Below are 26,195 nucleotides of genomic sequence, written 5' to 3' on the forward strand. Positions count from 1 at the left end.
AGAGCCCTTAAGCGGTCTCGCGCTCATCAGCGGCGAGCTGGCCACAAGCCGCAGCGATTTCATCGCCCTTGGTATCACGCACGGTACACGGCACGCCCTGCGCGATGACGCGGCGAACGAACTCGTCCTGGCGCGCCTTCGGGGCAGCGTCCCACTCCGAACCCGGTGTGGGGTTGAGCGGAATGACGTTGACGTGAACCTTAGAGCCCAGTGCCGCATGCAGCTTCCGGCCCAGCATGTCGGCGCGGAAATCCTGATCATTCTTATCGCGGATCAGCGCGTACTCGATGGAAACGCGGCGGCCCGACTTATCGGCGTAATACTTGGCGGCATCGAGAACCTCCTCAACCGGCCAGCGGTTATTAACCGGCACGAGGGTATCGCGCAGTTCATCGTCCGGGGTGTGCAAGGAGACGGCGAGGGTGCAGGACAAATCTTCATCTGCGAGTTTGCGGATGGCCGGGGCCAAGCCGACCGTCGATACCGTGACATTGCGCTGGGAAAGGCCGAAACCTGTGAGGTCAGAGCCGGTAATCTGGCGCACCGCATGGACCACGCGCTTGTAGTTAGCCAGCGGCTCACCCATGCCCATGAAAACAACGTTGCTCAAGCGCCCGCCTTCCTCTTCCATAAGGCGGGCGGCGTGCCTAAACTGCTCCACGATTTCCGCGGTGGACAGGTTGCGGTCCAACCCGCCCTGGCCGGTGGCGCAGAACGGACAGGCCATGCCGCACCCGGCCTGGGAGGAGATACACAGGGTGGCGCGCCCTGGGTAGCGCATGAGCACGGACTCCAGCAGTGTGCCGTCGTGCAAACGCCACAGGGACTTGGTGGTCTCGCCGTCGTCGGTGGAAGTCTGCCGGATGGGTTGCATGAGCGTGGGGAACAAACGCTCCTGGACTGCCTCACGGGAGGAAGCCGGGATATCCGTCATCTCCGAAACATCGGCAGTGTGGTGGACGTAGTAGTGCTTGGCCAGCTGCTTTGCCCGGAACTTAGGCAGGCCAAGTTCCGCGAGCGCCTCAATGCGCTCGGCCTCGGTCAGGTCCGCGAAGTGCTTCGGGGGTAGCCCGCGGCGCGGAGCGGAGAAATTCAGTTTCAGTGGTTCAGCCATGGTAGAGCCCATTTTCCACGTTTTCAGCCACATTATCCAATCTAGGCTCTGCTGGAGTGGCGAAAGTGACATCTCAACCTATTTAATAGATGCATGACGAATCCAGAAAACTCCCCTGAGGAATTCCGCACCACCGTTCCGGCCGACGAGCCGCTGACCGACCTGTCTGCGGAAACCACTTCCGGTGGCGGTGCGGTGGAGCCGGCTCCGCGCGCAACCGACTATGACAATAAAAATGATGGAAAGGTCAAGGGCTCCTTCGCTGCCAGCACGTGGATTGCCCTCATCGTGGGCTTCCTGCTGCTCATCGTCCTTATCATCTTCATCCTGCAGAACCAGCACCAAGTACCGCTGAACTTCCTTAACTGGTCAGTGCAGTTCCCCGCCGGTGTCACTTACCTCATCTGCGCCATTGCCGGCGCGCTCATTATGGCCCTGGTGGGCGGCTGGCGCATGTTCGAGTTGCGCCGCCAGGTACGCAAGCAAGCGCGCCGCTAAGACCTACGGCGCCAGGGTGGTCAGGAAGCTCATTGCCACCCACGTGACCATCGCGGATGGCAGCATGCCATCCAGGCGGTCCATGATGCCGCCGTGACCGGGCAGCAAGGCAGACATATCCTTGATGCCCAATTCCCGCTTAAACTGAGACTCCACCAAGTCACCGAGGGTGGCGCAGAAAACGAGCCCGAGGCCCATGAGCGCGCCCACCCATGGAGTGTGGTGCAGCAGGAACGCGAAACTCAATGCACCGGTCAGGGTGCCGAAAACTACCGAGCCGGCAAAGCCCTCCCACGACTTCTTGGGGCTCACCGCGGGGGCCATGGGGTGCGAGCCAAACATTACGCCGGCGATGAAACCACCGGTGTCTGAGGCGACGACGCAGAGCATAAACACGACAATCGACGCCGCCCCCGAGGCGAAGGGGGTCTCCACCCGCGAGAGCATCGCGGCAAAGGTGCCAAATAGTGGGATCCAGGTCAGCACGAAGATACCCACGGACATATCGCGCAGGTAGTTAATCGGGGGTCGGTGTCTACCGTTGTGGAAGAGGCGGCCGAACATCAGCGCCAAAACCGCAACCACATAAACCGCGACGAGGCCAGAAGCATTGAGGAACCACGAGACCCACACCATGGCTTGTCCCAAGACGATGAGCAATGTCCGCGGGACGTAGTAGGAGTGCTCCCGCAGCCTGGTAAGGACCTCCCACATGGCTAGGCCCAGCGCTGTGGCTACGACGAGGTACCACACAAGGGGCCCGGCCCACACCGCAAAGACAACGAGCGCGCCCAAACCAACGCCAACGGCAATCGCCGCGGGCATGTCTCGACCCGCGGAGTTTTTGGGTTTGGGCATTCGACTCGAGTGCTCAGTGCTCACGCGTGCTCCTCATTCAATCGTGGGGTAAGTCAAGGTCTACACAGAAAAGACCGCCGTGCTGGTCGGTGCCTGGCGCGGCGGCAAGTCAAAACTCTGTGAGCGCGGAGGCTAGACCTCCATGAGCTCTTCTTCCTTGTTGGCTACGAGCTGGTCCACCTGCTCGATGTAGCCGGACGTAATCTTTTCCATCTCCTTCTCGGCGGCGATAACCTCGTCCTCACCCGCGTCGCCATCCTTCTGCAGCTTCTTCAGCTGCTCCATGGCACGGCGGCGGATGTTGCGGATAGCAATTTTGCCGTCCTCGCCCTTGCTCTTGGCCATCTTGACCATGTCACGGCGGCGCTCCTCGGTCAGCTGCGGGATGGTCACGCGCAGTACCTGACCGTCGTTCGTCGGGTTCACGCCCAGATCCGAGTTGCGAATCGCGTTCTCAATCTCATTCATCACGGACTGTTCATAAGGCTTGATGAGCAGCATGCGCGGCTCAGGGACCGAGATGGTGGCCATCTGGGTAATAGGGGTCGGAACCCCGTAGTACTCAGCGACCAAGCCGTTAAACATGGACGGGTTGGCGCGGCCGGTGCGGATGGTGAGCAGCTGCTCACGGGTGTGCTCTACCGAAGCGGTCATGTGCTCTTCAGCTTCGAGCTGGATCTCGTCGATCATGAGGGTTACAACTCCCTTGAAATAGTCAAAAGTTCTGGGAAAGAATTTAGCAGGTCGCAGCCCATTTGTACTAGGACTGAACCAGCGTGCCGATCTTCTCGCCGTTGACGGCACGCTTGATGTTGCCCTCGGTGAGGAGGTTGAAGACCAAAATCGGCATATTGTTGTCCATGCAGAGGCTGAACGCGGTAGCATCGGCCACCTTCAGACCCTTCTCAATAACCTCACGCGGGGTGATTTCGGAATACAGTTCGGCATCCGGGTTGGTCCGGGGGTCGGCCGAATAGACGCCGTCGACTGCCTTGGCCAAGAAGAGGACTTCCGCGCCGATCTCTAGGGCTCGCTGCGCCGCAGTGGTATCGGTGGAGAAGTACGGCATGCCCATTCCGGCGCCGAAGATGACGACGCGGCCCTTTTCCAAGTGGCGGTCGGCACGCAGCGGGAGGTAGGGCTCAGCGATCTGGGCCATGTTGATGGAGGTCTGCACGCGGCAGTCGATGCCCTGCTGTTTGAGAAAGTCCTGCAGCGCCAGGGAGTTCATGACGGTGCCGAGCATGCCCATGTAGTCGGAGCGCGCGCGGTCCATGCCGCGCTGGGAAAGTTCGGCGCCGCGGAAGAAGTTACCGCCGCCGATAACGACGGCGATTTCGGTACCCTGCTGCGCCACCTCGGCAATTTGGCGGGCGACGTTTTCTACCACATCAGGGTCGATGCCGACCTTGCCACCGCCGAACATCTCACCGCCCAGCTTGAGCATGACTCGCTTGTATCCGGTTTGCTTCGGTTCAGGGTTGGTCACGGTCTTCATCGTCTCCTTCACGCATGGCGACGCTTCAGTTAAGCGCTTGAATAATTCTGTTCCATCTTAACCATAGGAAGCCGCTTGCTAATACTCAGCTGCGTGCGAGCCCCACCCTCAGGGGCAGGCTAAAACAGTGAACTCCCTCCCCCACTTCTTTCCTTTGGCCACACGGCGTAGGGAAAAGGAGTGGAGGAGGGAACGGAAGGCAGCCGCCGCACGACATGCGGCCATGACTGCGAAAGCTTCAGAAGCGCTTAGACGCCGACCTCGTAACGGACGAAACCGGTAATGGTGGTGCCAGCCTCGTCTGCGACCTGCTTAACGGTCTTCTTGGAGTCAGACAGTGCTGCCTGCTCCAGCAGGACCACAGACTTGTAGAAGCCGTTCAGGCGGCCTTCCACAATCTTCGGCAGGGCAGCCTCCGGCTTGCCCTCCTCGCGGGTGGTGGCCTCAGCGATCTCGCGCTCCTTCTCAACGATCTCAGCCGGAACGTCCTCGCGGGTGAGGTACTCAGCGTTCATAGCTGCGATCTGGAGAGCGACTGCGTGAGCGCCTTCTGCGTTGCCCTCGTAGGACACCAGGACACCCACTGCCGGCGGCAGGTCAGCGGAACGCTGGTGCAGGTACACAGCTACGTTGTCACCCTCAATGGTGACGGCACGGCGGGCCTGCAGCTTCTCGCCGGTCTTTGCGGACTCTTCGTCGACGACCTCGGAAACCTTCTTGCCGTCAATCTCCAGGTTGTTGAGTTCCTCACCGGAGTTGACCTTGGCCTCACCAGCAGCCTCAGCGATCTTGGCAGCGAAGGACTTGAAAGCCTCGTTCTTGGCCACGAAGTCGGTCTCGCAGTTGATCTCCACCATCGTGTTGCCGGAGACAGCAATCAGACCCTCAGTTGCCTCACGCTCAGCGCGCTTGGACACGTTCTTTGCGCCCTTGATGCGCAGGTACTCAACGGCCTTGTCGTAGTCACCCTGGGACTCGTCGAGAGCCTTCTTGCAATCGAGCATGCCGGCGCCGGTGGCCTCACGCAATGCCTTTACGTCTGCAGCAGTGTAGTTCGCCATAGTTGGAGCGATCCTCCTTGGATTTAAACGGTATTCGTTGAAACAGCGTAGCTGAATCGCTACCACCACGTCGCGTTGAGGGGGTGTTAGCTTTCTCCCACTCCCCCAACGGAGGAAACCCTCTGCGTGGTGTTTCACCCCTGTGGTGTGTCACGCGCCTTTACAAGCTTCGGAAAACACGTGAGAAAAAGCCCCCATCTCCGCGGACAGTAGGCGCCGCGCGGTACGGGGGCTTCAGGTATGCAGATTACTCTGCGGACTTCTCGGCGTCCTCGGACTTCTCAGCGGAAGCCGGGTCAGACGCAGCCTCAGCGGCGTCGCGGGCGTCCTTCTCAGCGGTGTCGCCGGCGGCCTCCTTGGCCTGTGCAAGCTGGCGCTCCTCGCGAGCCTTCTTGCCCTCATCCACAGCGGTGGCGATGATGCCGGAGAGCAGCTTGGTGGCGCGGATAGCGTCGTCGTTACCCGGAATCGGGAAGTCGACCTCATCCGGGTCGCAGTTGGTGTCCAGGATGGCAACAACCGGGATGTTAAGCTTCTGAGCTTCCTTGACCGCGATGTGCTCCTTGTTGGTGTCAACGATCCACAGTGCGGACGGAGCCTTGGTCATATCGGAGATACCGCCCAGGACGCGCTCCAGCTTGGTGCGCTCGCGGGTCAGCATCAGAACTTCCTTCTTGGTGCGGCCCTTGTAGCCGTCCTCAGCCGCATCCATAGCCTGCAGCTCCTTCATGCGCTTCAGGCGCTTGGAGACGGTCTGGAAGTTGGTGAGCATGCCACCGAGCCAGCGGTGGTTCACGTACGGCATACCAACGCGGGAAGCTTCTTCAGCAACGGCTTCCTGAGCCTGCTTCTTGGTACCAACGAAGAGGATGGTGCCGCCGTGTGCGACGGTCTCCTTCACGAACTCGAAGGCCTCATCGATGTAGGTCAGCGTCTGCTGCAGGTCGATGATGTAGATGCCGTTACGGTCGGTGAAGATGAAGCGCTTCATCTTCGGGTTCCAGCGACGGGTCTGGTGACCGAAGTGGACACCAGCGTCGAGGAGCTCGCGCATGGTTACGACTGCCATGTTTCGCTCGCTTTCTATATGTTGTTTCGGTTTTGCAAAGATTGTGCGGTGTTTTATTCCGCACCCTAGCAACGAAGGCCCTGGTTAACACCCCATTATCCTGGGGACCACGTCAACCACGGACTGTCTCTTCCTTAACCCAGGAAGCGACTACTTCGCCGCGCGTAGTCAGTCCATGTGGTAACCACTCGGTGCCGAGCACAGACTGCTGTGGGCTAGCTTAGTACTGCACACACGGTGATTCCAAACGACGCGACCGAATCACCTCCGCTGGATTGTTGACAGGCTTAACGAACTTTTCCCTAGCGCACCATGGGTTACTTCTGTAACGAGTTATCCACAGGTCGACCGCACGCTCTTCCCTCGAGCCGCGCTCACGCGCAGGCTTGAGGTCATGCGTCACCGTCTACTTTGTTTATCTGCCCTGCTATGCGTTTGGGCCGCGCTTGCCGACGTCCCCCTCGCCGCCGCCTTCGTCGACCCCACCACTGGGGAGCCGGTTGTTTCGCGTGTCTTGCGCGGCTTCGAACCTCCTGAGAAGCGGTGGATGGCCGGGCACCGCGGTGTCGATCTGGATCTACCTGTCGGCGGTAAGGTGCGTGCCGCTGGCGACGGCGTTGTGTACTTCGCAGGCTCCATAGCGGGTAAGCCAGCCCTTTCGATTGCTCATGGCAACGGCCTACGCACCACTTATCAACCAGTGTTCGCGCGGGTTAAGAAAGGTGACCGAGTGCAGGAAGGAGACGTGATCGGCACGCTCGCGCCGTCCGTGGATGGCTATCCGGGACTCCATTGGGGTGCAATTAAAGGTCGCGAGGACTACATCAACCCGCTGGATCTCCTCGGCGAGCCCGTCATTCGACTCAAGCCCGCGGGTGGGAGCGAGCGTAGACGTCCTTAAGGCGCTGGGCAGAAACGTGCGTATAGACCTGCGTGGTCTGCAGAGAAGAATGGCCGAGCAACTCTTGCACGATGCGTAAATCGGCCCCGCCCTCGAGCAGATGCGTAGCCGCGGAGTGGCGTAGGCCGTGCGGGGTGAGCCCCGGCGCGCCCGTGACTTGTGCGGCGCGTTCGACGACGCGGCGGACCTGGCGCGCATCGATTCGGCGTCCGCGCGTGCCCACGAAGACCGCTTCTGTTTCACCGGCGAGCTCGGGGCGCCCCGTCTTCAGCCAGGCGCGCAGCGCGTCGTGGGCCGCGTCCCCGAAGGGAACGACGCGCTGCTTATTGCCCTTACCGGTCACGCGCGCGGTGCGGCGGGAAAGATCCACATCCCCGATGTCCAGGCTCACCAATTCGGCTACACGCGCACCGGTGGCATAGAGAAACTCGAGCATGGCGCTATCACGCAGGAAATGGATCTCATCGGCGGAAACGGCATTGCCCATCAGCTCCCCGGCGGCGGCGGGCGACATCACAGTGGGCAGATGCTTGCCCACCTTGGGCGTAGCCAGGCGCTGGGCGACATCAGTCTCGAGGTGCCCCTCACGCGCGGCCCACGTGGAAAAGGCGCGCACCGCTGCGGTACGCCGCGCCAGCGTGGAGCGAGATTTTCCCTCATCGACGGCACCCGCCAGCCATGCGCGAAGGGCGTTCAGAGTAAATGACGAGAAACTCGGGACGTCGGCAGCCAGCAGGCGCAGGTCTGAACAGTAGCCACGGACGGTCGCCTCGGAGCGACCGCGGACAATGCGCTGATAATCCGCAAAGTCCTCGATCGCTTCCTCCAGCTGGCCACCCACGCGCCGCTCACTGTTACCACATGCTCCACTCATGTCACATGAGTGTACTCAGGTGCGCTGCCACATCGCGCCTGAGCGCGTTATCACCCCCATCTTTTGCATCGCCACGAGCAGGTGATGGTCATGCCACCGCATCCGCAGCCGCGATATCGCCTCGCTCCTCCGCTCGGAGTCATCGACTCTTCTGGACACGTTAGTACCGGGTTGGCTGAATCGAACTCATATACCCGCAGCGACTACTCCGACTTGCCCGAGTCGCGTATTTCATCGACGAGCCGCCATGCGCTCGCCTGATGCGTTGGTGGCACCGCAGACCGACGTCGTGACTGGCCCGACGCCTGGCAACGCCCGGGCCTCGCCGTTCAGCGTGTTTAACGCACCAGAACGAAACCCGGCTTCCACCACCACGGTGCCGCTGGTCATCGCCGCCACGAGGCGGTTGCGGGACAAGAAGCGGAAGCGCTGTGGCCGTGTGCCCGGCGCGAACTCGGACACGATGCACCCATTCCCGGCGATCCTGTCAAAGAGACGCGCATTGCGCGCCGGGTAGGAAATGTCGATACCGCAGGCTGCTACCGCGACGGTCTGCCCACCTGCGTCGAGAGCTGCCTCGTGCACCGCTGTATCAACCCCCACTGCCCCACCGGACACCACGGTCCATTGGTGCGCTGCGAGGCCACCAGCCAGAAGTGAGCCCACCTCCCAGCCGTACCGGCTCACGGCGCGCGTGCCCACCAGGGCAACGGATTGGGCTACCGCTTCGCGCAGGTTCCCGCCGCGAACCCAGAGGCTGTGGGGCGGGACTGCTTGGTCATCAAACGTCGCCGGGGCATCGACGAGCCCCTGGTGGTAGAACCCAAAGGCACGGGCAAATTCCTCCCCGGGCCACTCCGCGTCATCGAGTGTGATGAGCCGGGCTCCGACCGCCTCTGCGGCGGCGAGGTCTTCGTCTTGTCGTAGCCAGTCCCGCCGCGATGCCGTAGCCTGCCGCAGGGGTCCGATCCAGTCCTCTCCCTTATAGATTCCTCGCGCTATCTCCTCAGCCGGGTATTGGGTCAGCAGACCGTGGAGGGTTGGTGAGGGTCCTTCCACCACGCGGTTGAGGTAGGCCCAGGTGTGACGGCTGGTCGACACGTTGAGTTCGCTCATGCGGCCAGCCTTTCGATCGTGTCAGCGCCACGGAGATCGAGTGCGCGGCTGACGTGGTCAAGCTCAGGACGGGCGGTTCCATCGAGGTCCGCCAACGTCCACGCCAAGCGCAGCACACGATCCACCCCACGCTGGCTGAGCTCCCCTTCAGCCAAGTAGGCAGCAAGCATAATCATGGCCGACTCCGCTGCTGGGCGATGACGTCGCAAGTAGGAGGCGGACACGGCGCCATTGACTACGCTTCCCAGCCCATCGGCCTCCCAGCGCGCCTTCATCCGTTCCCTGGCAGCGGACACACGTTGAGCAATGTCTGCGGAGGTTTCCTCCCCTTCTGGGTGCAGTACCGCGGATTGCCCAGACAAAGACACAATGATGTCGAGGCGGTCGCGCAATGGGCCCGAAAGGTTGGATAGGTAGTTCATCCTGTCTGCTGCCCGGCATTCGCAGCGTGACGGTTCCTCAGCGCCACAGCGGCACGGGTTCGCAGCCAACACCAGTTGAAAGCGGGCGGGAAAAATTACCTCGCGGCTAGCCCGAGTCAGGCGCACCTGTCCTTCTTCCAGCGGTGCGCGCAAGCTATCCAGTACTTGCGCCGGAACCTCGCTGACCTCGTCGAGAAAAAGCACTCCATGGTGCGCCAGACTCACCGCACCTGGCCGCGGGCGCCCCGATCCACCGCCAATCAGCGCGGCCCTCGTGACCGAAGCGTGCGGCGCGATGAAAGGGGCCCGGGAAATCGCGGTGCCAACGGCTCCCGCCACCGAGTGGATCGCGGTAGCCTCCACCGCTTCTTCCGTGGTCAAGCGCGGAAGGATGCCCGGCAAACGCGAAGCAATCATTGATTTGCCGGAACCAGGTGGCCCCACCATCATCACGTGATGGCCGCCAGCCGCGGCAACCTCTGCTGCCCACTTGGCTTCCCGCTGTCCGGCTACTTCGCTGAAGTCTGCAACTTGTTCGCGCGCGGGCGCCGCAGCGTGCGTGATCAGCTGCGCGTCCGGCAGGCAATCACTCCCGCATACCCAAGCGAAAGCATCCCAGAGGGTTTCGGCAACCAGCACTCGCATGCCGGGAACCAATGCTGCTTCCGCCGCATTACCAACCGGAATGATCAGCGTGTCATAGCCTTGCGAGCGCGCCGCCAGAATCGCCGGGATGATGCCGGAGACCGGGCGAACCTGCCCGTCCAGTCCCAACTCGCCGAGCACGAGCGCCCCGCTGAGCCGACTTTTCTCGCTCTGGCCTGCCGCTAAGATAGCCAGCGCCATGGGGAGATCGAAATGTGCGCCGGCCTTGGGCAACGATGCTGGTGACATGGACACCACGACCTTTGTTTTCGGCCACGGTAGGTGCGAGTTGCTCACCGCGGTCCGGATGCGATCCCGCGACTCCGAAATCGCGGCATCACCCAGTCCCACCACATGGACACCGGGCAGCCCGGGACCCACGTTGGCTTCCACGGTGACCACCCTGGCCAGCACGCCATCTAGCGCAATCGTGTCGCACCTACCGAGAGCCATGGTCAACTCCCTGGAAATACTCCACGTCGAAGGTTTCCCCCTTCTCAGCCCCTGTGGACACGAGCCCGAGTACATCAAAGCGAACCTTGCTTAAGGGCTGGGTAGTACTCCGCCTTGCGCTCAGCCACTGCGCGGCAGCCTTGCGAAGGCGCTTCAGCTTGCGCGGTGTTACCGCTTCAGCGACGCCAAAGTTGCGGGTTGCCCGGGTTTTAACTTCACAGAAGACGATGGTTCCATCAGGCTCGCGCACAACGAGGTCGAGCTCGCCCACACGGTAGTGGACGTTCGCGGCTATCACCTGAGCCCCGCGCGCTCGGTAAAAGTCAGCGGCGAACTTCTCCCCCGCTTTCCCCAGTGCATCCGCAGGGCGGATGGTCTGCCCCACGCTCGGTGAATGCACGGAAGTCGCTAGATTTTTTGTCATTATGGTGCTCCTTGGAATTGAACGTGTACACAACACGCCGCAAGCACGACACAAGACAATTCCTGTGCCGCACACCCCCTTACGGCACTTCCAGAACACCTCACTCGGTATCCCCCTGGCGAGAGCTTCGAGTCTCCCCACACGAAATCTGTGGATAACTAGTCCGGACTCACCACTTTATTGGCACCCGCACCCCGCACACGAGCTTTACTCTGGGAGGACAAAGTCCGGCTTGTCCAGCTCTTCAATGTTGACGTCCTTGTAAGTGATCACACGGACGTAGCGCACAAAGCGCGCCGAGCGGTACATATCCCATACCCATGCATCGGACATGCGGACCTCGTAATAGACGTCCGGGCCAGACGTATGCGGAATGAGCTCGACCGCATTGGCCAGGTAAAACCTGCGTTCGGTTTCCACCACATAGGAGAATTGGCTGACTACATCGCGGTATTCGCGGTACAGCGACAGCTCGACTTCAGCCTCGTAGTTATCGAGTTCCTCAGCGCTCACGGTGTGCTTCTCCTTCGCTCACAATCAACCGGGATCACGGTGTCACAGATTGAGCACCAGCTTAGTTCCCGCACCCCGCCTCAGGCTTCAGGCGCGCGCGAGGAATTGCGCATGAGCCCCAGCAACGTTGCGATAACTCATGCGGTGCTCCGGCGTCGCTCCCAACTGCACGATGGCCTCTTGGTGTGCGGCGGTGCCATACCCCTTATGCGATTCCAAGGCATAGCCCGGGTAGCGCTGCGCGAGCTCATCCATCAAGCGATCACGAGACACCTTGGCCACAACGCTTGCCGCAGCGATGCAGCGTGCGGCAGTATCGCCGCCGATGATCGGCAGTTGCGGGGTAGGCAGGCCGGGGACAAAGAGGGCGTCGCTCAGCACATAGCCCGGTCGGACCTTAAGCTGTGCCACCGCGCGGCGCATCCCCGACAGGTTGGCGTGCTGGATGCCAAAGGCATCGATGTCCTTTGCTCCCACGTGCACCACCGACCACGCCAGCGCGCGACGTTTGATCAGCGGCTCCAGCTTCCCCCTGGCCGCCGGCGTGAGCTTCTTCGAGTCATCGAGCCGCTCCAAACCGGGAATGATGCGATCGGGCAAAATGCACGCGGCAATCGTCACCGGCCCGCAGCAGGCCCCACGCCCGGCTTCATCCACCCCCGCGACAGGCCCCAGCCCCGCCTTGGAGAGCGCAACCTCATAGGTTCTCTTCTGTTTGAGACGGCGCATAGCGTTTACACCGGTTGAGCATCGATAGTCTGGGCGCGGCTGAACGGCATCACCACGGCGGAAACCTTCCCGCGCACGTTCTCCACGGGTACGGTGCCCTGCAGTTTGTCTCCGAGGTGAGCGCGCGAATCCAGCGAGTTTGTACGATTGTCTCCCATGACCCACAGGTGACCCTCCGGGACCGTGACGGGACCAAAGTAGGCGCCACCGCAGGCCTGCGAGCCCACGCGTTCATCAACAGGTATCTCCGGCGGATTCAGAACGAAGTCCTGGTTGGTGGGCTTGCCATCCACCATCACGGCTGGATCCCCCTCCTGGCATGACACGGTCTGCCCGCCGGTGGCGATGACTCGCTTGACCAAGATGTTGTCGCCGTTGGGAACGAGCCCCACGGCGGCACCAAGGTTTTGTATGCCGCGCAGGAGCACGTTGCGGGAACGCTTCACCTCAAAAGACGTGTTCCACGAGTCTGGCCCGGAAAAGACCACGACCTCCCCAGGACGCGGGTCGTTGAAGTAATAGCTCACCTTCTGCACGGCGATGCGGTCATTCGTACATCCCGGGCAGCCATGCAGTGTGGGTTCCATGGAGGAGGACGGGATGAGGTACATCCTGCCCACGAAGGCCTGAATCAGCGCCAGCACCACGAAGGTAACTGCCAGCGCCCACAGGACATCGCGAACTCTAGGACTGGATGTCCGGGTCATCGACTCCACCGATGCGGTTGAAGGGGAAGAAGATGAACATCACCTTGCCGCGAACGTTTTCCAGCGGGATAGTTCCTTGGTACTCATCCTGCATGTGATAACGCGAGTCCGCGGAGGCCGTGCGGTTATCTCCCATTACCCAGATATTGCCCTCAGGCACGGTCACGGGGCCAAAATACGCGCCGCCGCAGGCGTAGGAACCGGTGGTCTCATCAACGCGATAGGTTGGCGGATCCTGCACATAATCCTGCTCAATAGGCTTGCCATCCACCATGACTGCCGGATCCCCCTCCTGGCAGGACACCGTCTGGCCACCGGTGGCAATGACGCGCTTTACCAAGGTGTTCTCGTCGGGCGGGGTGAGCGACACGTAGCTCAGGGCATCCTGGATACGGTGGATCACCGGGTTATCGGAGCGTGGCGACACCCAATTGCTGTCCCAGTCCGGGGTCCCCTTAAAGACCACGACATCACCAGGCTCCGGGCTCTTGTCGCCGTAATAAGAAACCTTCTCGGTGAAGATACGGTCGTTGTTACACCCTTCGCAGCCGTGCAGTGTCGGCTCCATGGAGCCGGACGGGATGACATACTGCCGGCCCACGAAGTTCTGGAAAACTCCAACGACCGCGAGCACACAGACCACCACGATGACAGTCTCCAGCAACCAAGGCATCTGCTTCTTGTCCTCAGTTGGGGATGCCGCGCTTTCCGACGCCTCTCCCCCAGCGCCCTGGGAACCTTCAGTAAAGTCGTTTTCTTTTTCCACGGACTAAATCCTAGCAATGTGTCTTATCCTCACGGGCCTTGTGGGCCCCGCGCGGCGCGCGCTAGAAGGATGAAGCCAAAAAAGAAAGCCCTTCACCTTTCCTCGCGATGAGGATAAGGCGAAGGGCTGTGACGCGCTGTAAATTAGCGGCGCTCCTTGATGCGGGCCTTCTTGCCACGCAGGTCGCGCAGGTAGTACAGCTTGGCGCGGCGGACACGGCCGCGACGAACTACCTCGATGGAGGCAATGTTCGGGGAGTGAACCGGGAAGGTACGCTCAACGCCGATGCCGAAGGAAACCTTACGCACGGTGAAGGTCTCGCGGATGCCGTCGCCCTGACGGCGGATGCAGACACCCTTGAAGAGCTGGGTACGCTCGGTGCTGCCCTCGATGACCTTGACGTTGACGTCAAGGGTATCGCCCGGGCGGAAGGACGGGATATCGTCGCGCAGCGAAGCTGCATCAACCTTGTCAATGAGGTTTGCCATTGGTGTTTTCCTTTTCAGTTTAAGACAGAGGACCCTAGCGCCACCTCACGGTGGCTGACCGGTTCGTGCCTATTACACAGAACATCGCTATCTTTCCACACCCCACCCCCGCAGAACAAATTGTGCCAAACGCCTGACATCTCATTGCTGTGGGCTCTAAGGTGGGTGGCGCACTGATACCCCACGGGTGCCCACGGGAAGTGGGCTGAGAGTGGCGCTGATACCGCGCCTGCACCGTTTGAACCTGTCTGGTTAGCACCAGCGAAGGAAGAGAGGAGCAGCCATGACGGCTACCCATAACCCCATCCAGTCCACCGACTCCGGCGAGATCCACCCCAAGCACTCCTACTCCCCCATCCGGGAGAAGGGCCTCGAGGTGCCTGAGACGGAAATCCAGCTGGATGATTCCCCCACAGGGCCCAACGAACCCTTCCGCATCTACCGCACGCGCGGCCCGGAGTGTGAGCCCGAAGTAGGCCTGCCGGCCCTGCGCGCCGAATGGATTGCGGAGCGCGGAGACGTTGAAGAGTATGAGGGCCGCGCACGCAACCTTGCTGACGATGGCCGCTCGGCCGAGCGCCGCGGTGCTGCCTCCTTGGAGTGGAAGGGGGAGCGTCGCCAGCCGCTGCGTGCGAAGGAAGGCAAGCGCGTTACCCAGATGCACTACGCACGCCAGGGGATCATCACCAAGGAGATGGAGTTCGTGGCCCTGCGCGAGCACTGCGACCCAGAGTTCGTGCGTTCCGAGATCGCTCGTGGCCGCGCCATCCTGCCTAACAACGTCAACCACCCCGAGTCGGAGCCGATGATTATCGGCCGCAAGTTCCTAACCAAGATCAATGCCAATATCGGCAACTCCGCGGTGACCTCCTCTATTGAGGAAGAGGTGTCGAAGCTGCGCTGGGCCACCCGCTGGGGCGCGGATACCGTGATGGACCTCTCCACCGGTGATGACATCCACACCACGCGCGAGTGGATCCTGCGCAACTCACCGGTCCCCATCGGCACCGTGCCCATCTACCAGGCGCTGGAGAAGGTTAATGGCGTCGCAGAGGACCTGACGTGGGAGATTTTCCGCGATACCGTCATCGAACAGTGCGAGCAGGGCGTGGATTACATGACCGTGCACGCCGGCGTGCTGCTGCCCTATGTGCCGTTGACCACGAACCGTGTTACCGGCATTGTGTCCCGCGGCGGCTCCATCATGGCGGGCTGGTGCCTGGCGCACCATAAGGAGTCCTTCCTCTATGAAAACTTCGACGAACTCTGTGAGATTTTTGCGCGCTACGACGTCGCATTCTCGCTCGGCGATGGCCTGCGCCCCGGCTCCCTAGCGGATGCCAACGACACCGCCCAGTTCGCCGAGCTCAAGACCATCGGTGAGCTCACCCGGCGCGCCTGGGAGTATGACGTCCAGGTCATGGTGGAAGGCCCGGGCCACGTCCCGCTCAACATGATTCAGGAAAATAACGAGCTCGAGCAGGACTGGGCTTCGGACGCTCCCTTCTACACGCTGGGCCCGCTGGTTACGGATATCGCCCCGGGCTATGACCACATCACCTCCGCCATTGGCGCGGCGCACATCGCCATGGGTGGTACGGCCATGCTGTGCTACGTCACCCCGAAGGAGCACTTGGGGCTGCCCAACCGCGATGACGTCAAGACCGGCGTCATCACCTATAAGCTTGCCGCCCATGCCGCCGACGTGGCCAAGGGCCACCCAGGTGCGCGCGCCTGGGATGACGCGATGAGCAAGGCTCGCTTTGAGTTCCGCTGGCACGACCAGTTCGCGCTCTCCCTCGACCCAGACACCGCGCAGGCTTATCACGATGAGACTCTGCCCGCCGAACCGGCCAAGACCGCACACTTCTGTTCCATGTGCGGCCCGAAGTTCTGCTCTATGCGCATCAGCCAGGACATCCGAGATACCTTCTCCGATTCCCTTGGTATGCCAAGTTTCCCGGGTAAGGACGCCATCGATCCCGAGGTTGTGGCCGCTGCCCGTGCCGGTGAGAAGCAGATGTCGGAAGAGTTTAAGGCTCAGGGATCTCAGCTCTATCAGGAGGAAGAAACCACGCATGCCTGATCTTCGCTGCTACTTCGTCACAGGTGCAGGCACGTCTGCGGAGATCGTGCGCATCGCTGCCGCAGCGGCCCGGGGCGGTGCCGGGGTGGTACAGGTGCGCTCCAAGCCGATTTCCGCCCGCGACCTCTACCATCTGGGTCGAGAGGTAGCCCGCGCGGTGGCACAGGCCAACCCAGAAACGCGCGTGCTTATCGACGACCGCGTGGACGTCGCCGCCGCCCTACGCCACGCCGGCGAGCCGGTGCACGGCGTGCATGTTGGCCAGGACGATCTGCCCGTGGCCGCCGCCCGCGCGTTGTTGGGGCCGGATGCGATTATCGGTCTGACCACCGGCACCCGCGAGTTGGTCGAGGCTGCCAATGACGTCGCAGATGTCATTGACTACATCGGCTGCGGCCCGTTCCGCGCGACCCCAACGAAGGACTCCGGCCGCTCGCCGCTGGGACTTCACGCCTACCCGGAGTTGGTGAAGCTCTCCCGCGTACCGCTCGTGGCTATCGGTGATGTCACTGCTGACGATGCCGCCGATCTGGCGGCAACCGGCGTGGCCGGCCTAGCCGTCGTGCGCGGCATCATGCACGCCGAGGACCCGGAAGCCTACTGCCGCGAGCTGCTTGCCGGTTTTGATGAAGGTGCGCGATGACTACTAGCTCGGAACCCTCAGTCATCGTGGTCGGCGCGGGCGTCATCGGTCTGGCCACCGCCGTGGAACTGGCCGCGCGGGGCTTTAAGGTCACGGTGCTGGATCCGGCGCCAGCCTCCGGAGCTACCCACTTCGCCGGCGGCATGCTCGCCCCTGCCGCCGAGGTGGTCTACCAGCAGGATCCTCTCTTCCCGCTGATGCGTGCCTCCGGCGCGTGGTACCCAGAGCTTATCGATCTGGTTGCCGCCCACACGGAGGTCCCCACTGGCTACCGCGCCGAGGGCACCCTTGTCATCGCCGCCGACCGCGCGGATGCTCAGCACCTCACCGAGCTGGCGGATTATCAGTCCCTCCACGGCATGGAGGTCGAGCGCATCACCGTGCGCGAAGCCCGGCGCGCCGAACCGTTGCTGTCACCACGCTTGGCCGGGGCCGTCAGCATCCCGGGTGACACGCAGGTCTTCCCCCGCCAGTGGACAGCTGCCCTCATCAGCGCTGCCCAAGCACTCGGTGTGCGTTTCTTCCGTACGGCAGCGCAGTCTATTGACGCCGCCACTGGCGTCGTGAGCACTCCCGCAGGCCAATTCCACGCCGACGATGTGGTGCTCGCAGCAGGCCTGGGAGCACGCGACATCGACTGGGCAGCCTCGGCTGGGCTCCATCGCTCCCCGCTCCACCTGCGCCCAGTATACGGAGATATCCTGCGACTGCGCGTACCGGACGAGCTCCAGCCGCTGCTCACCCGCGTGGTCCGCGGTTTCGTGGAGGACCGCCCCATCTACCTCATCCCCCGCGGCGATGGCACCCTCGCGGTCGGCGCTACAACCCGCGAGGACACGCTTGCCACGGCCCAGGCCGGCGGTGTCTACGCGCTGCTTCGCGACGCCATCCGCATCCTCCCCGCCATCGAAGAATGCGAATTCCTCGAGGCCAGCGCGGGTGCCCGCCCTGGCACTCCGGATGACTTGCCGTATCTCGGCCGCGTCAGCGACAAGCTCGTCATCTCCACCGGCTATTTCCGCCACGGCATTCTGCTGACGGCTCTGGCCGCGCGCTGTACCCGCGAGCTCATCGAAGACACCGAACCCAGCATCGATCTCACCGCATGTGATCCCCTACGACACCTCAAGGAGCAACAATGATTCTGATCTTTAACGGTCAGCCCTATGACACGGCAGCAGACACCGTCGCCCAACTGCTGGAAGAAAAAGGCATCGACGCCGACGGCACCGCCGTGGCACTGTCCGAGCAGGTCGTTCCACGCTCGCAGTGGGAGTCCACCCCACTCACCGAAGGCGCGACCGTGGAAGTCCTCACCGCTGTTCAGGGAGGCTAGAAACTACATGCTCACCATCGCCGATACCACCTTTTCTTCCCACCTCATCATGGGCACCGGTGGGGCCACGAGCCATGAGGCCTTGGAGCGCGCGCTCGTCGCCTCCGGAACCGAGCTGACCACCGTGGCCATGCGCCGCCACGCTGGTACCCGTGACGGTGAGAGCATCTTCGACCTGTTGCGCCGGCTGGGCATCGCTCCGTTGCCCAACACCGCCGGCTGCCGCACCGCGCGCGAGGCCGTGCTCACCGCCCGCATGGCCCGCGAGGCGCTGGGGACATCCTGGGTCAAGGTAGAAGTCATCGCCGACGAGCACACGCTCCTGCCCGATGTCGTGGAGACCCTCGACGCCACCGAACTGCTCAGCGCCGAAGGTTTCACCGTGCTGGCCTACACCAGCGACGATCCCGTGGCCGCCCAGCGCCTCGAGGATGCGGGCGCTGCGGCCGTCATGCCGCTGGGCGCCCCCATCGGCACCGGGCTGGGCATCCTCAACCCGCACAACCTCGAGCTCATCTGCTCACGTGCCTCGGTGCCCGTGCTTGTCGACGCCGGCATCGGCACCGCCTCCGATGCCACCCTCGCCATGGAGCTCGGCTGCTCCGGCGTGCTGCTCGCCAGCGCAGTCAACCGCTGCCAAGATCCGGAAGCCATGGCCACCGCCATGCGCCACGCCGTCGAAGCGGGACGACTCGCGCGCAGCGCCGGTCGTATCCCGCAGCGCGAACATGCCCAGGCATCCTCCACCTTCGAGGGCCTAGCCTCCTGGGCCGACCAAGTTCTCTAGGCCCGTGACGCAGTTGACTGGATCCATGCTCAGCAAAGATGAACTCGCCCGCACCTCGCGCCAGCGCCTTCTACCAGGCTTCGGTGACGCGGCGCAGGAGCGGCTCCACGCGGCGCACCTGCTCGTCGTGGGCGCCGGCGGGCTGGGCTGCCCGGCTCTCCAGCAGCTCGCGGCGGCAGGCATCGGGCGCATCACGCTCATCGATTCCGATACCGTCGATATCAGCAACCTGCACAGGCAGGTGCTGTTTGGTGCGGGGGGCGTCGGCAAGCCCAAGGCCGAGGTAGCCGCCGCGCGCGCCCGCGAGCTTGCCCCCGAGCTGCAAATCACCGCGCTCAACGCGCGGCTGACTTCCTCTACTGTTCTTGACCTCTGCGCCGAGGCCGACCTCGTCCTCGATGGCTCAGATACCTTCGACACGAAGTACCTCGTCGCAGACGCCTGCGAGCTCACCTCTACCCCGCTGGCTTGGGGAACCGTGCTGCGCTACGGCGGGCAGGCCGCGCTGTGGCATTCCGGTAAGGACTGCGCTGACGGGCGCGGGGTGGGCTTGCGTGATCTCTTCCCCGCTCCGCCGGAGGGCGAGGCGCTCGAGTGCTCCACGGCTGGGGTCCTGGGTGCTACGACGTCCGTCATCGCGGGGCTCATGGCCACCGCGACGCTGGGCTGGTTGGGGAAGCTTCCGCACCATGAGGAGCTGCGTGGCCGTGTTACGTCCTATGAGGCGCTGCCCGGTAGTTTCCGCACGCTCACAGTCGGCCCGGATCCTGCGCGCCCGCTGGTCAGCACCTTGCCCGGAGAGCGCAGCTTTCCGCCTGAGCTTCGCGACGGCCACGCCGCCCTCCTCGATATCTCCGAGAACACCGGCTTTCCTGATGCCACGGTGTCACTGCCCTGGCATACCGTCACCGATGATGATGCCGTGCGCCGTGCGCTCGCTTCGTGCTCTTCCGAACTGGTCTACGTTGCCTGCCCCTCCGGTGGGCGCAGCGCTGGCTTCGTCCTACGCTACGCCGATCTGGCAGCGGATATGGGCATCGAGCTGCGTAACCTTCCGGGTGGGCTCGCGTCTCGTGATTTCTAGGCGTCGACCACCGCCGGAGCGCGGAAGAGGTGCTCGTCCACAATGCGGGCGGTGCCATGGTGGCGAGCCCGGAAGACCACGCAAGAAGCTACCAGTGCGAGGGCAGTCACAATAAACAACACTGCAATACCGGCCCAGAAGGTTCCGTCGTGAATGCCGTCGGTGGCGCGGGTAAAGGCATTCTTCGCATAGGACATCGGGTGGAAAGGATGCAGCATGCTCAACGGGCGCGGAATCGCCGCCACCGGCCACACACCACCGAAGACCATGATGCCCAGAGCGAACGCACCTACGGCGAAGATGGCGCCGATCTTGCGCCCAAAGGTGACCAGGAAGAACTGGTAGGTCGCCGCTCCCACGGCGGCGATGGCGGCGATGACCAGCAGCATCATCGGCCAGCTCGCCGGTGACCATCCCATCATGGAGGACATGAAGGCCATGAAGGCTAGGACGAGGAAATTCAATCCCGCCACGACTCCAAAGGCTGCGAGGATACCGCGCACCGGGCTCGTGGCCGACTCGCCCCGGCGCCCCAGGTAATAAGGCAGCGTCATTGCTACCAGCAGCATGACGAGGAATCCGAAGACGAGCACGAAGAGCATCGATACGCCACCGGTGATGTTCTTCTGGGTTGGATCGACCGGGTCGACCACCGTCTGCACTGGGTGAAGGTTGGAGGAGGTGAAGTTGATGGGCACGGCCATGTTCTGCGCAGACGTATCCGGCTGGGTAATGGAGGGGGCCTTGGCGGCGCCGTCGGCAAGCTTGGTGGCCAATTCGTTCGAGCCCGCCTTGAGCTGGTCCATGCCATCCTTCAACTCCGTGCCACCGGCGGCGAGCTGGCTCGTGCCATCCTTCAACGTGCCGGTGCCCTCGTGCAAGCGGGAAGCACCGTCCTGCAGCTGGGCGGCACCGTCGCTCAGTTCGCCAACACCCGCGCGCAGCTGCTGGGAACCATCGGACAAGCGGTGCGCACCGTCATTAAGAGCCATCATGCCGCCCAGGTACTCCGAATTGGGATCAGCCAGGTTGTAGTAGAGCTGGCCGGTGCCGGCAGAAAGCTTCTCCAACTGCGCCACCATGTTGCCGCTGGCGGCCGGGTCCAGCTTGGAGACCAGTGAATAAAGCTGCTCAGCTTGTTGGTGCATGCCGAGGCCGCGGAGGACGTCGACAAGCTGCAGGAGTGCCGGGGCCACAGCCTGCGCCTGCTTGAGCACCGGGATGAGCATGCCCGTGAGCTGGTTAACACCGCCGTCAATCTGACCCGCGCCATCCGCCAAGCGGCCGGTGCCGGCAAGCAGTTTGTCGGAGCCGTTGGCAAGCTGCGCGGCGCCATCATCAAGCTGCGCGGCGCCATCGCTGAGGCGTCCCACTCCGTCATTCAGGCGATTCGTGCCGTCCAGCAGCTGGCCCGTACCGTTGTTGAGATCGCCCGCGCCGGCGTCCAGCTTGGCGATTCCCTCGACCGCACGCCCGCCGCCTTCCTGCAATTTGCCCGCCCCCTCATCGAGACGGCCGGCGCCCTCCGCCGCGGTGCCTAGGCCGTCGCTGAGTTTGTTGAGACCTTCGATGACCTGGTCGGCATATTTCTTGGAAATCGCATTTTCCACGCTGGTCTGGACCTGCGGGATGAGGCTGGAGGAAATCACCGAGCCATTCGTGCCGTAATAATCATTGGTGGCGAAATGAATCTCCGGTTTCACCGGCTTATCGCTGATGATGGTGACGGCCTGCTCGGAAAAGTTCTTCGGGATGGTCACCACCATGAGGTACTTGCCCTTGAGCAGGCCCTCGTCCCCGTCACCCTTGCTGACCTCGGCAAAGTTCAGGTACCCCGTCTCCAACAGGCCTTCGACGACCTGATCACCGTAGTTGGTGTATTTGCCTTGCTTCTCGACGCCCGCGTCCTCATTCACCACCGCCAGGTCAATGTTGCGCATGTACTTTGACGGGTCCCACATGGCCCACATCATGGTGCCGGCGACGATCAGCGGTGCAACGAGAAGAAAAACGATGAGCACGCGCGACACGGTACTCGTGGGGCGCCAATCGAGGACGCGGTGCCAACCCATGGCTTCGCTGTCACGGGTCGCAGCACTCCCCTCATTCGCCCGACCAGGCGAAGAACCATTCTTCCGGTCTTCTTCAGCCTCACGGCTCATTCCCGCCTCCTTATAGTGATAGCTCAGGTCCGCCCTTAACCTTCTGCCCAGGACTTTCTGCGGCAGAACAAAGATGAGCGGGACGCTAGTTCATTTGTTTCACCAAACATACCACTTGATATGTTGGCCCTGTGAACTTATAGCCATTCGTGTCATTGCGCCCAGTCCAGTTATTCTCGCGTGAGTTACGACCTCGGGGCTGCGTTTGGCCGTGTGGGTGTTGGCCATTCCCGGGTGATAACCAAGTTATGAGGCACATGAACAGGGCGTTTTCTCCTCCGGTTGCGAGGCATTAAGGCCTGTTTTAGTCTCTGTGCCCATGGGGGATATCGAAACCTACATCCGCCTTCGCAATTCGGGGATTGCGTTGGTGGAAGCAGCAACCAGCACACCCGAAGGCTTACGTGCGCTCGGTGCCTCGGCCGGTGATGCCGCGGAGCTGGCCTCTCTTCATGCCATTTATTTCGGCGATACCCGCTTCACCGGCAAGCAGCGCACCGCCCGCCAGGCGGCCCAACGCCAAGGCCACGACCTGGCCACGCTGAGCCTGATTGAGTCTTATACCGCGAAGCTGAAGAAGCAGGTTGACGTCTGGAATTTGCGCGTCGCGCTCGCATCCACGCCTTCAGAGCGAATGCCTTCAGTGGCGGCGCAGCGTTTGAAGGAACTCAAACCGAAACGTGTGCCGTCGCCAGGGGTGCGACTGACCTACCGCAAGAATGGCCCGCACTCGCTCACGGTTACTGATTCCGCGCTCAACATCTCCACCATGCGCAGCGCCCTGGAATCCATTAACCCCACCGACCTACTAGACGCCACCCGGCAGGTCTTCTTCAAAGAGGGCGTAGGCTCCCGGCCGGCGGTGGGAACAAACGTGGTGGTGACACTCGACGAACTCGACAAGATCATCCGCCACGACGGCGATGACATCGAACTCGAGCTCACCAACGGCGGGCGCATGAGTGGCGCAGAGTTTCTGACCTACAAATTCGCCGAGACTGGCTACGCCACACTGGTCCACCCCACCATCGGGCCGGTGTGGTTGCACCGACTTTCGCGCTTTGCCAGCCTCGAGCAGCGCATCATGGCCAGCGCCGAACACCCCACCTGCGCTATCGAGGACTGCAATAAACCGGCGGACTACTGCCAAGTCCACCACATCATTCCCTGGCAGGCAGGCGGGGAGACCAACCCGCCCAACCTGACCATGCTGTGCGCCTACCACAACGGCATCAACGACGATGACCCCACCAGCCCGACCGGCAGAGGCTATGTCTTTCGACTGAGGGGACCCGTTGACTACATCCCGCCCTGGGGAACGCCGATTACCGCGCAGCCGGCCTACCAAAAAGCGGTCAAACAACTCGCCGCCGACAAAACCCACGCCCAACCGCCAGATCCACCAAACGGTAGCCCACCGCCTGGGTAGCTCACACCCCAGCACCGTGCCGCCAGAGCAGCTCACCCCAGCATGGCGCCTAATCCACGCGGAGGCCCCGCAAAACCGCGAGGCTTTCCGCGCCTTCGGCGATCCCTCAGCTAAGTCTCATCCCGCGGTCTGCACTGAACGATCTCGGATTCTCAGGAGACGGACTCTAAAGCCGCCGCTGGGGCGAGAACACACAAAGCTCCGACCGTTTGAACGGTTAGAAGCCGGCCTTCTTGAGAGCGTCGGCCATCGAGCCACCGCCGCCGCGGCCCGAGCGGCCACGCCCACCGTCGCGGCGGGAGTTGCGCCGGTCGGAACGGCCGCCGCGCCCCTCGGAACGCCCACCGTCGTTGCGGCGCTTAGGCGCGGGCTGGCCGGGTTCGTCGTCAAGCCGCAGCGACAAACCAATGCGCTGGCGCTCCACGTCTACCTCCATGACCTTCACCTTCACTACCTGGCCCGAACGGACCACATCGTGCGGGTCGGAGACGAACTTGTGGCTCATCGCGGACACATGCACAAGGCCATCCTGATGTACTCCGACGTCGACGAACGCACCGAAAGCCGCGACATTGGTGACGGTTCCCTCCAGAATCATGCCCGGTTTCAAGTCCGAGACCTTGTCCACGCCTTCCTTGAAGGTAGCCGTCTTGAATTCTGGGCGCGGGTCGCGGCCCGGCTTATCCAGCTCCGCAATGATGTCCGTCACCGTCGGCACACCGAAGGTGTCGTCGGCGAAGTCCGCCGGCGACAGCTTCGTCAACACCCGCGAATTGCCGATGAGCTCCGAGACCCCCAAACCAGTCTTCTCCGCGATGCGCGCCACCACCGGGTAAGCCTCCGGGTGCACGGCCGAGGCATCGAGCGGATCCTTACCGCCATTGATGCGCAGGAAGCCCGCCGCCTGTTCGAAAGCTTTCGGCCCCAAGCGCGGCACCTTCTTCAGCTCCTTGCGCGAGGCAAACGTGCCATTCTCATCGCGGTAGGCCACGATGTTGGCCGCAATCGTGGAGTTCACGCCAGCCACGCGCTCCAGCAGCGGAGCCGACGCCGTATTCAGGTCCACGCCGACGCCATTCACCGCGTCTTCCACCACGCCATCGAGCGTGCGCGCGAGCGCGACCTGGTTGACGTCGTGCTGGTACTGCCCCACGCCAATGGCCTTCGGGTCAATCTTCACCAGCTCCGCCAGCGGGTCCTGCAGGCGGCGCGCGATCGAGACCGCGCCGCGCAGTGAGACATCCATGTCGGGGAATTCATCGGCCGCCAGCTGCGAAGCCGAATACACCGACGCGCCCGCCTCCGAGACCACAACCGGGCTCGGCCGCTTCCCACCCGCCTGCGCGATGAGGTCCGCGACTTCACCGGCAAGCTTCTCCGTCTCCCGCGAAGCGGTGCCATTACCAATCGCCATGAGGTCCACCGAATGAGCCGCGCTTAACGACGCCAACTCCCTCACCGCCTCAGCCCACTTCTGCTGCGGCTGGTGCGGGTAGACGATGGTGGTGGCTAGGACCTTGCCCGTCGGGTCGACGACCGCACACTTGACGCCGTTGCGGTATCCCGGGTCCAAGCCCAGCGTCGCGCGCTGGCCCGCCGGGGCCGCCAGCAGAACATCGCGCAGGTTGGTCGCGAAAACCTTGAGCGCGCCTTCCTCCGCCTTCTCTTTGAGACGCATGCGCACGTCGAGGCCCGAGGAGATGGAGAGTTTGGTGCGCCAGCCCCAGTGGACGGCGTCGGCAAGCCAGCGGGAGGTGTCAACGTCTAGGTCGAAGCGATCTGCGATCATGCCCTCGTAGATGGCGTCATCGCCGGCATCGAGGTTCAGCTGCAGCACGCCTTCGTTCTCACCGCGCAGCAGCGCCAGGATGCGGTGCGAGGGAAGCTTGTCGAAAGGCTCAGAGAACTCGAAGTAGTCCTTGAACTTCGCACCTTCGGCTTCCTTGCCCTCGACCACGCCGGCGTTCATGGAACCGCTGGTGTACATGCGCTCGCGCACATCGCCCACCAGATCCGCATCCAGTGCGAAGCGGTCCACCAGAATGGCGCGGGCGCCATCGAGGGCCTTCTTCGTTTCCTCGAAACCTTCGGTGAGGTACTCCCCTGCCAGCTCGGCCGGGTCCGCCGAAGGGTTCTCGATGAGCTTATCGGTCAGCGGCTCCAAGCCTGCCTCACGCGCGATATCCGCCTTGGTCTTGCGGCGCTTCTTATACGGCAGGTACAGGTCCTCCAGGCGAGCCTTGGTCTCGCAGCCCTGGATGAGGGCACGCAGCTCGTCGGTCAGCTTGCCCTGCTCCTCAATCGCGGCGAGCACCGTTTCCTTGCGCTCCTCCAGTTCCCGAAGGTAGGTCGAGCGTTCCTCGATGATACGCAGCTGGGAGTCATCCAACCCGCCGGTGGCTTCCTTGCGGTAACGGGCAATGAACGGAACGGTGTTACCCTCCGCCATGAGCTTGAGGGCGGCTTCAACAAACTGCTCTTTGACGCCCAGCTCTCCAGCGATGGTGGCTGCGATATTCACAAAACCTCTTT

25 protein-coding genes, 1 pseudogene and 1 riboswitch are annotated in these 26,195 nt (G+C 62.7%); of the genes and pseudogenes, 9 read left to right on the forward strand and 17 right to left on the reverse strand.

Annotated features, from left to right (window positions below; genetic code table 11):
• Nucleotides 1–7: 7 nt before the first annotated feature.
• On the reverse strand, nucleotides 8–1,114 hold the full coding sequence (gene rlmN / locus HWX44_RS03320; protein WP_254868093.1) for a 23S rRNA (adenine(2503)-C(2))-methyltransferase RlmN: 1,107 nt from the start codon (nucleotides 1,112–1,114) through the stop codon (nucleotides 8–10).
• Between the two features lie 93 nt (nucleotides 1,115–1,207).
• Between rlmN and HWX44_RS03325 the strand changes: the two genes are divergently transcribed.
• The gene (locus HWX44_RS03325; RefSeq protein ID WP_175973173.1) at nucleotides 1,208–1,612 is read left to right on the forward strand and encodes a LapA family protein; all 405 of its coding nucleotides are present in this window, start codon (nucleotides 1,208–1,210) and stop codon (nucleotides 1,610–1,612) included.
• 3 nt (nucleotides 1,613–1,615) lie between these two features.
• On the opposite strand, the gene HWX44_RS03330 is transcribed toward HWX44_RS03325, so the two are convergent.
• The 5 genes from HWX44_RS03330 to rpsB form a co-directional block, all read right to left on the reverse strand.
• Entirely contained in the window at nucleotides 1,616–2,470 is an 855-nt protein-coding gene (locus HWX44_RS03330; protein ID WP_175973262.1) for a phosphatidate cytidylyltransferase, read from the reverse strand.
• Between the two features lie 132 nt (nucleotides 2,471–2,602).
• Nucleotides 2,603–3,160, reverse strand: coding sequence for a ribosome recycling factor (frr, locus tag HWX44_RS03335; protein WP_046648055.1), 558 nt, complete (start codon nucleotides 3,158–3,160; stop codon nucleotides 2,603–2,605).
• 70 nt (nucleotides 3,161–3,230) lie between these two features.
• Entirely contained in the window at nucleotides 3,231–3,968 is a 738-nt protein-coding gene (gene pyrH / locus HWX44_RS03340) for a UMP kinase (protein ID WP_175973264.1), read from the reverse strand.
• A 248-nt stretch (nucleotides 3,969–4,216) separates the two neighbouring features.
• The gene (gene tsf / locus HWX44_RS03345) at nucleotides 4,217–5,029 is read right to left on the reverse strand and encodes a translation elongation factor Ts (RefSeq protein ID WP_046648053.1); all 813 of its coding nucleotides are present in this window, start codon (nucleotides 5,027–5,029) and stop codon (nucleotides 4,217–4,219) included.
• A gap of 247 nt (nucleotides 5,030–5,276) precedes the next feature.
• Entirely contained in the window at nucleotides 5,277–6,098 is an 822-nt protein-coding gene (gene rpsB, locus HWX44_RS03350) for a 30S ribosomal protein S2 (protein WP_175973175.1), read from the reverse strand.
• A 394-nt stretch (nucleotides 6,099–6,492) separates the two neighbouring features.
• Between rpsB and HWX44_RS03355 the strand changes: the two genes are divergently transcribed.
• Nucleotides 6,493–6,999 carry a M23 family metallopeptidase gene (locus tag HWX44_RS03355; RefSeq protein WP_049155391.1) on the forward strand — a complete coding sequence of 169 codons (507 nt, stop codon included), beginning with the start codon at nucleotides 6,493–6,495 and terminating at the stop codon, nucleotides 6,997–6,999.
• On the opposite strand, the gene HWX44_RS03360 is transcribed toward HWX44_RS03355, so the two are convergent.
• The 9 genes and pseudogenes from HWX44_RS03360 to rplS all read right to left on the reverse strand — a co-directional run bounded on the left by HWX44_RS03360 (nucleotide 6,962) and on the right by rplS (nucleotide 14,136).
• A complete protein-coding gene (locus tag HWX44_RS03360; protein WP_049155390.1) occupies nucleotides 6,962–7,873 on the reverse strand; it encodes a tyrosine recombinase XerC in 912 nt (303 codons plus the stop codon). The genes HWX44_RS03355 and HWX44_RS03360 overlap by 38 nt on opposite strands.
• Before the next feature lie 15 nt (nucleotides 7,874–7,888).
• Nucleotides 7,889–8,989: pseudogene (locus tag HWX44_RS03365) on the reverse strand (DNA-processing protein DprA).
• Complete coding sequence (locus tag HWX44_RS03370) at nucleotides 8,986–10,509, reverse strand: YifB family Mg chelatase-like AAA ATPase (protein ID WP_049155386.1); 1,524 nt, start codon at nucleotides 10,507–10,509, stop codon at nucleotides 8,986–8,988. Before HWX44_RS03370 ends, HWX44_RS03365 begins: the two are co-directional and overlap by 4 nt.
• Complete coding sequence (locus HWX44_RS03375) at nucleotides 10,496–10,933, reverse strand: YraN family protein (RefSeq protein ID WP_049155384.1); 438 nt, start codon at nucleotides 10,931–10,933, stop codon at nucleotides 10,496–10,498. Before HWX44_RS03375 ends, HWX44_RS03370 begins: the two co-directional genes overlap by 14 nt.
• Before the next feature lie 207 nt (nucleotides 10,934–11,140).
• Entirely contained in the window at nucleotides 11,141–11,446 is a 306-nt protein-coding gene (locus HWX44_RS03380; protein WP_005528899.1) for a DUF2469 domain-containing protein, read from the reverse strand.
• An 87-nt stretch (nucleotides 11,447–11,533) separates the two neighbouring features.
• A complete protein-coding gene (locus HWX44_RS03385) occupies nucleotides 11,534–12,175 on the reverse strand; it encodes a ribonuclease HII (RefSeq protein WP_175973176.1) in 642 nt (213 codons plus the stop codon).
• 5 nt (nucleotides 12,176–12,180) lie between these two features.
• Nucleotides 12,181–12,882 carry a signal peptidase I gene (lepB, locus tag HWX44_RS03390; RefSeq protein ID WP_046648046.1) on the reverse strand — a complete coding sequence of 234 codons (702 nt, stop codon included), beginning with the start codon at nucleotides 12,880–12,882 and terminating at the stop codon, nucleotides 12,181–12,183.
• Entirely contained in the window at nucleotides 12,860–13,555 is a 696-nt protein-coding gene (gene lepB, locus HWX44_RS03395; protein ID WP_158396197.1) for a signal peptidase I, read from the reverse strand. The genes lepB (HWX44_RS03390) and lepB (HWX44_RS03395) overlap by 23 nt, the downstream gene beginning before the upstream one ends.
• A gap of 236 nt (nucleotides 13,556–13,791) precedes the next feature.
• Nucleotides 13,792–14,136 carry a 50S ribosomal protein L19 gene (gene rplS, locus HWX44_RS03400; protein ID WP_046648044.1) on the reverse strand — a complete coding sequence of 115 codons (345 nt, stop codon included), beginning with the start codon at nucleotides 14,134–14,136 and terminating at the stop codon, nucleotides 13,792–13,794.
• Between the two features lie 173 nt (nucleotides 14,137–14,309).
• Nucleotides 14,310–14,424, forward strand: a riboswitch (TPP riboswitch).
• Between rplS and thiC the strand changes: the two genes are divergently transcribed.
• From thiC to HWX44_RS03430, 6 genes are all read left to right on the forward strand, one after another.
• Nucleotides 14,420–16,222, forward strand: a complete 1,803-nt coding sequence (gene thiC / locus HWX44_RS03405; RefSeq protein ID WP_046648043.1) for a phosphomethylpyrimidine synthase ThiC — start codon at nucleotides 14,420–14,422, stop codon at nucleotides 16,220–16,222. (Overlaps the previous riboswitch by 5 nt.)
• Nucleotides 16,215–16,865, forward strand: a complete 651-nt coding sequence (locus HWX44_RS03410) for a thiamine phosphate synthase (protein WP_049155381.1) — start codon at nucleotides 16,215–16,217, stop codon at nucleotides 16,863–16,865. Before thiC ends, HWX44_RS03410 begins: the two co-directional genes overlap by 8 nt.
• Nucleotides 16,862–18,007 (forward strand): glycine oxidase ThiO, encoded by a 1,146-nt coding sequence (gene thiO / locus HWX44_RS03415; protein ID WP_175973178.1) that lies wholly within the window; start codon nucleotides 16,862–16,864, stop codon nucleotides 18,005–18,007. The genes HWX44_RS03410 and thiO overlap by 4 nt, the downstream gene beginning before the upstream one ends.
• Nucleotides 18,004–18,201: a sulfur carrier protein ThiS gene (thiS, locus tag HWX44_RS03420; protein ID WP_046648041.1), complete on the forward strand. Its 198-nt coding sequence runs from the start codon at nucleotides 18,004–18,006 to the stop codon at nucleotides 18,199–18,201. The genes thiO and thiS overlap by 4 nt, the downstream gene beginning before the upstream one ends.
• 7 nt (nucleotides 18,202–18,208) lie before the next feature.
• Nucleotides 18,209–18,988, forward strand: a complete 780-nt coding sequence (locus tag HWX44_RS03425; RefSeq protein WP_046648040.1) for a thiazole synthase — start codon at nucleotides 18,209–18,211, stop codon at nucleotides 18,986–18,988.
• A 25-nt stretch (nucleotides 18,989–19,013) separates the two neighbouring features.
• On the forward strand, nucleotides 19,014–20,072 hold the full coding sequence (locus HWX44_RS03430) for a ThiF family adenylyltransferase (protein ID WP_175973180.1): 1,059 nt from the start codon (nucleotides 19,014–19,016) through the stop codon (nucleotides 20,070–20,072).
• Here the strand turns inward: HWX44_RS03430 and HWX44_RS03435 are convergent.
• Nucleotides 20,069–22,234: a YhgE/Pip domain-containing protein gene (locus HWX44_RS03435; RefSeq protein WP_175973182.1), complete on the reverse strand. Its 2,166-nt coding sequence runs from the start codon at nucleotides 22,232–22,234 to the stop codon at nucleotides 20,069–20,071. The two genes, HWX44_RS03430 and HWX44_RS03435, sit on opposite strands and share 4 nt — an antisense overlap.
• 319 nt (nucleotides 22,235–22,553) lie before the next feature.
• On the opposite strand from HWX44_RS03435, the gene HWX44_RS03440 reads away from it, so the two are divergent.
• Nucleotides 22,554–23,663, forward strand: a complete 1,110-nt coding sequence (locus HWX44_RS03440) for an HNH endonuclease signature motif containing protein (RefSeq protein ID WP_175973184.1) — start codon at nucleotides 22,554–22,556, stop codon at nucleotides 23,661–23,663.
• 217 nt (nucleotides 23,664–23,880) lie between these two features.
• On the opposite strand, the gene HWX44_RS03445 is transcribed toward HWX44_RS03440, so the two are convergent.
• Nucleotides 23,881–26,184, reverse strand: a complete 2,304-nt coding sequence (locus HWX44_RS03445; protein WP_175973186.1) for a Tex family protein — start codon at nucleotides 26,182–26,184, stop codon at nucleotides 23,881–23,883.
• Between the last annotated feature and the right edge of the window lie 11 nt (nucleotides 26,185–26,195).

Source organism: Corynebacterium sp. Marseille-Q2823 (genome assembly GCF_903645345.1).
Taxonomy (GTDB): domain Bacteria; phylum Actinomycetota; class Actinomycetes; order Mycobacteriales; family Mycobacteriaceae; genus Corynebacterium; species Corynebacterium hiratae.

Excerpts from the sequence above, each read along its gene's own strand:
- HWX44_RS03425 (WP_046648040.1), top strand. The coding sequence starts at position 18,209 with ATGCTCACCATCGCCGATACCACCTTTTCTTCCCACCTCATCATGGGC.
- HWX44_RS03410 (WP_049155381.1), top strand. The coding sequence starts at position 16,215 with ATGCCTGATCTTCGCTGCTACTTCGTCACAGGTGCAGGCACGTCTGCG.
- thiS (WP_046648041.1), top strand. The coding sequence starts at position 18,004 with ATGATTCTGATCTTTAACGGTCAGCCCTATGACACGGCAGCAGACACC.
- rplS (WP_046648044.1), bottom strand. The coding sequence starts at position 14,136 with ATGGCAAACCTCATTGACAAGGTTGATGCAGCTTCGCTGCGCGACGAT.
- pyrH (WP_175973264.1), bottom strand. The coding sequence starts at position 3,968 with ATGAAGACCGTGACCAACCCTGAACCGAAGCAAACCGGATACAAGCGA.
- HWX44_RS03360 (WP_049155390.1), bottom strand. The coding sequence starts at position 7,873 with ATGAGTGGAGCATGTGGTAACAGTGAGCGGCGCGTGGGTGGCCAGCTG.
- HWX44_RS03385 (WP_175973176.1), bottom strand. The coding sequence starts at position 12,175 with ATGCGCCGTCTCAAACAGAAGAGAACCTATGAGGTTGCGCTCTCCAAG.
- HWX44_RS03325 (WP_175973173.1), top strand. The coding sequence starts at position 1,208 with ATGACGAATCCAGAAAACTCCCCTGAGGAATTCCGCACCACCGTTCCG.
- rpsB (WP_175973175.1), bottom strand. The coding sequence starts at position 6,098 with ATGGCAGTCGTAACCATGCGCGAGCTCCTCGACGCTGGTGTCCACTTC.
- HWX44_RS03435 (WP_175973182.1), bottom strand. The coding sequence starts at position 22,234 with ATGAGCCGTGAGGCTGAAGAAGACCGGAAGAATGGTTCTTCGCCTGGT.
- rlmN (WP_254868093.1), bottom strand. The coding sequence starts at position 1,114 with ATGGCTGAACCACTGAAACTGAATTTCTCCGCTCCGCGCCGCGGGCTA.
- thiO (WP_175973178.1), top strand. The coding sequence starts at position 16,862 with ATGACTACTAGCTCGGAACCCTCAGTCATCGTGGTCGGCGCGGGCGTC.
- HWX44_RS03355 (WP_049155391.1), top strand. The coding sequence starts at position 6,493 with ATGCGTCACCGTCTACTTTGTTTATCTGCCCTGCTATGCGTTTGGGCC.
- HWX44_RS03330 (WP_175973262.1), bottom strand. The coding sequence starts at position 2,470 with ATGCCCAAACCCAAAAACTCCGCGGGTCGAGACATGCCCGCGGCGATT.
- tsf (WP_046648053.1), bottom strand. The coding sequence starts at position 5,029 with ATGGCGAACTACACTGCTGCAGACGTAAAGGCATTGCGTGAGGCCACC.
- frr (WP_046648055.1), bottom strand. The coding sequence starts at position 3,160 with ATGATCGACGAGATCCAGCTCGAAGCTGAAGAGCACATGACCGCTTCG.
- HWX44_RS03370 (WP_049155386.1), bottom strand. The coding sequence starts at position 10,509 with ATGGCTCTCGGTAGGTGCGACACGATTGCGCTAGATGGCGTGCTGGCC.
- HWX44_RS03375 (WP_049155384.1), bottom strand. The coding sequence starts at position 10,933 with ATGACAAAAAATCTAGCGACTTCCGTGCATTCACCGAGCGTGGGGCAG.
- thiC (WP_046648043.1), top strand. The coding sequence starts at position 14,420 with ATGACGGCTACCCATAACCCCATCCAGTCCACCGACTCCGGCGAGATC.
- HWX44_RS03430 (WP_175973180.1), top strand. The coding sequence starts at position 19,014 with ATGCTCAGCAAAGATGAACTCGCCCGCACCTCGCGCCAGCGCCTTCTA.
- lepB (WP_046648046.1), bottom strand. The coding sequence starts at position 12,882 with ATGACCCGGACATCCAGTCCTAGAGTTCGCGATGTCCTGTGGGCGCTG.
- lepB (WP_158396197.1), bottom strand. The coding sequence starts at position 13,555 with ATGCCTTGGTTGCTGGAGACTGTCATCGTGGTGGTCTGTGTGCTCGCG.
- HWX44_RS03440 (WP_175973184.1), top strand. The coding sequence starts at position 22,554 with ATGGGGGATATCGAAACCTACATCCGCCTTCGCAATTCGGGGATTGCG.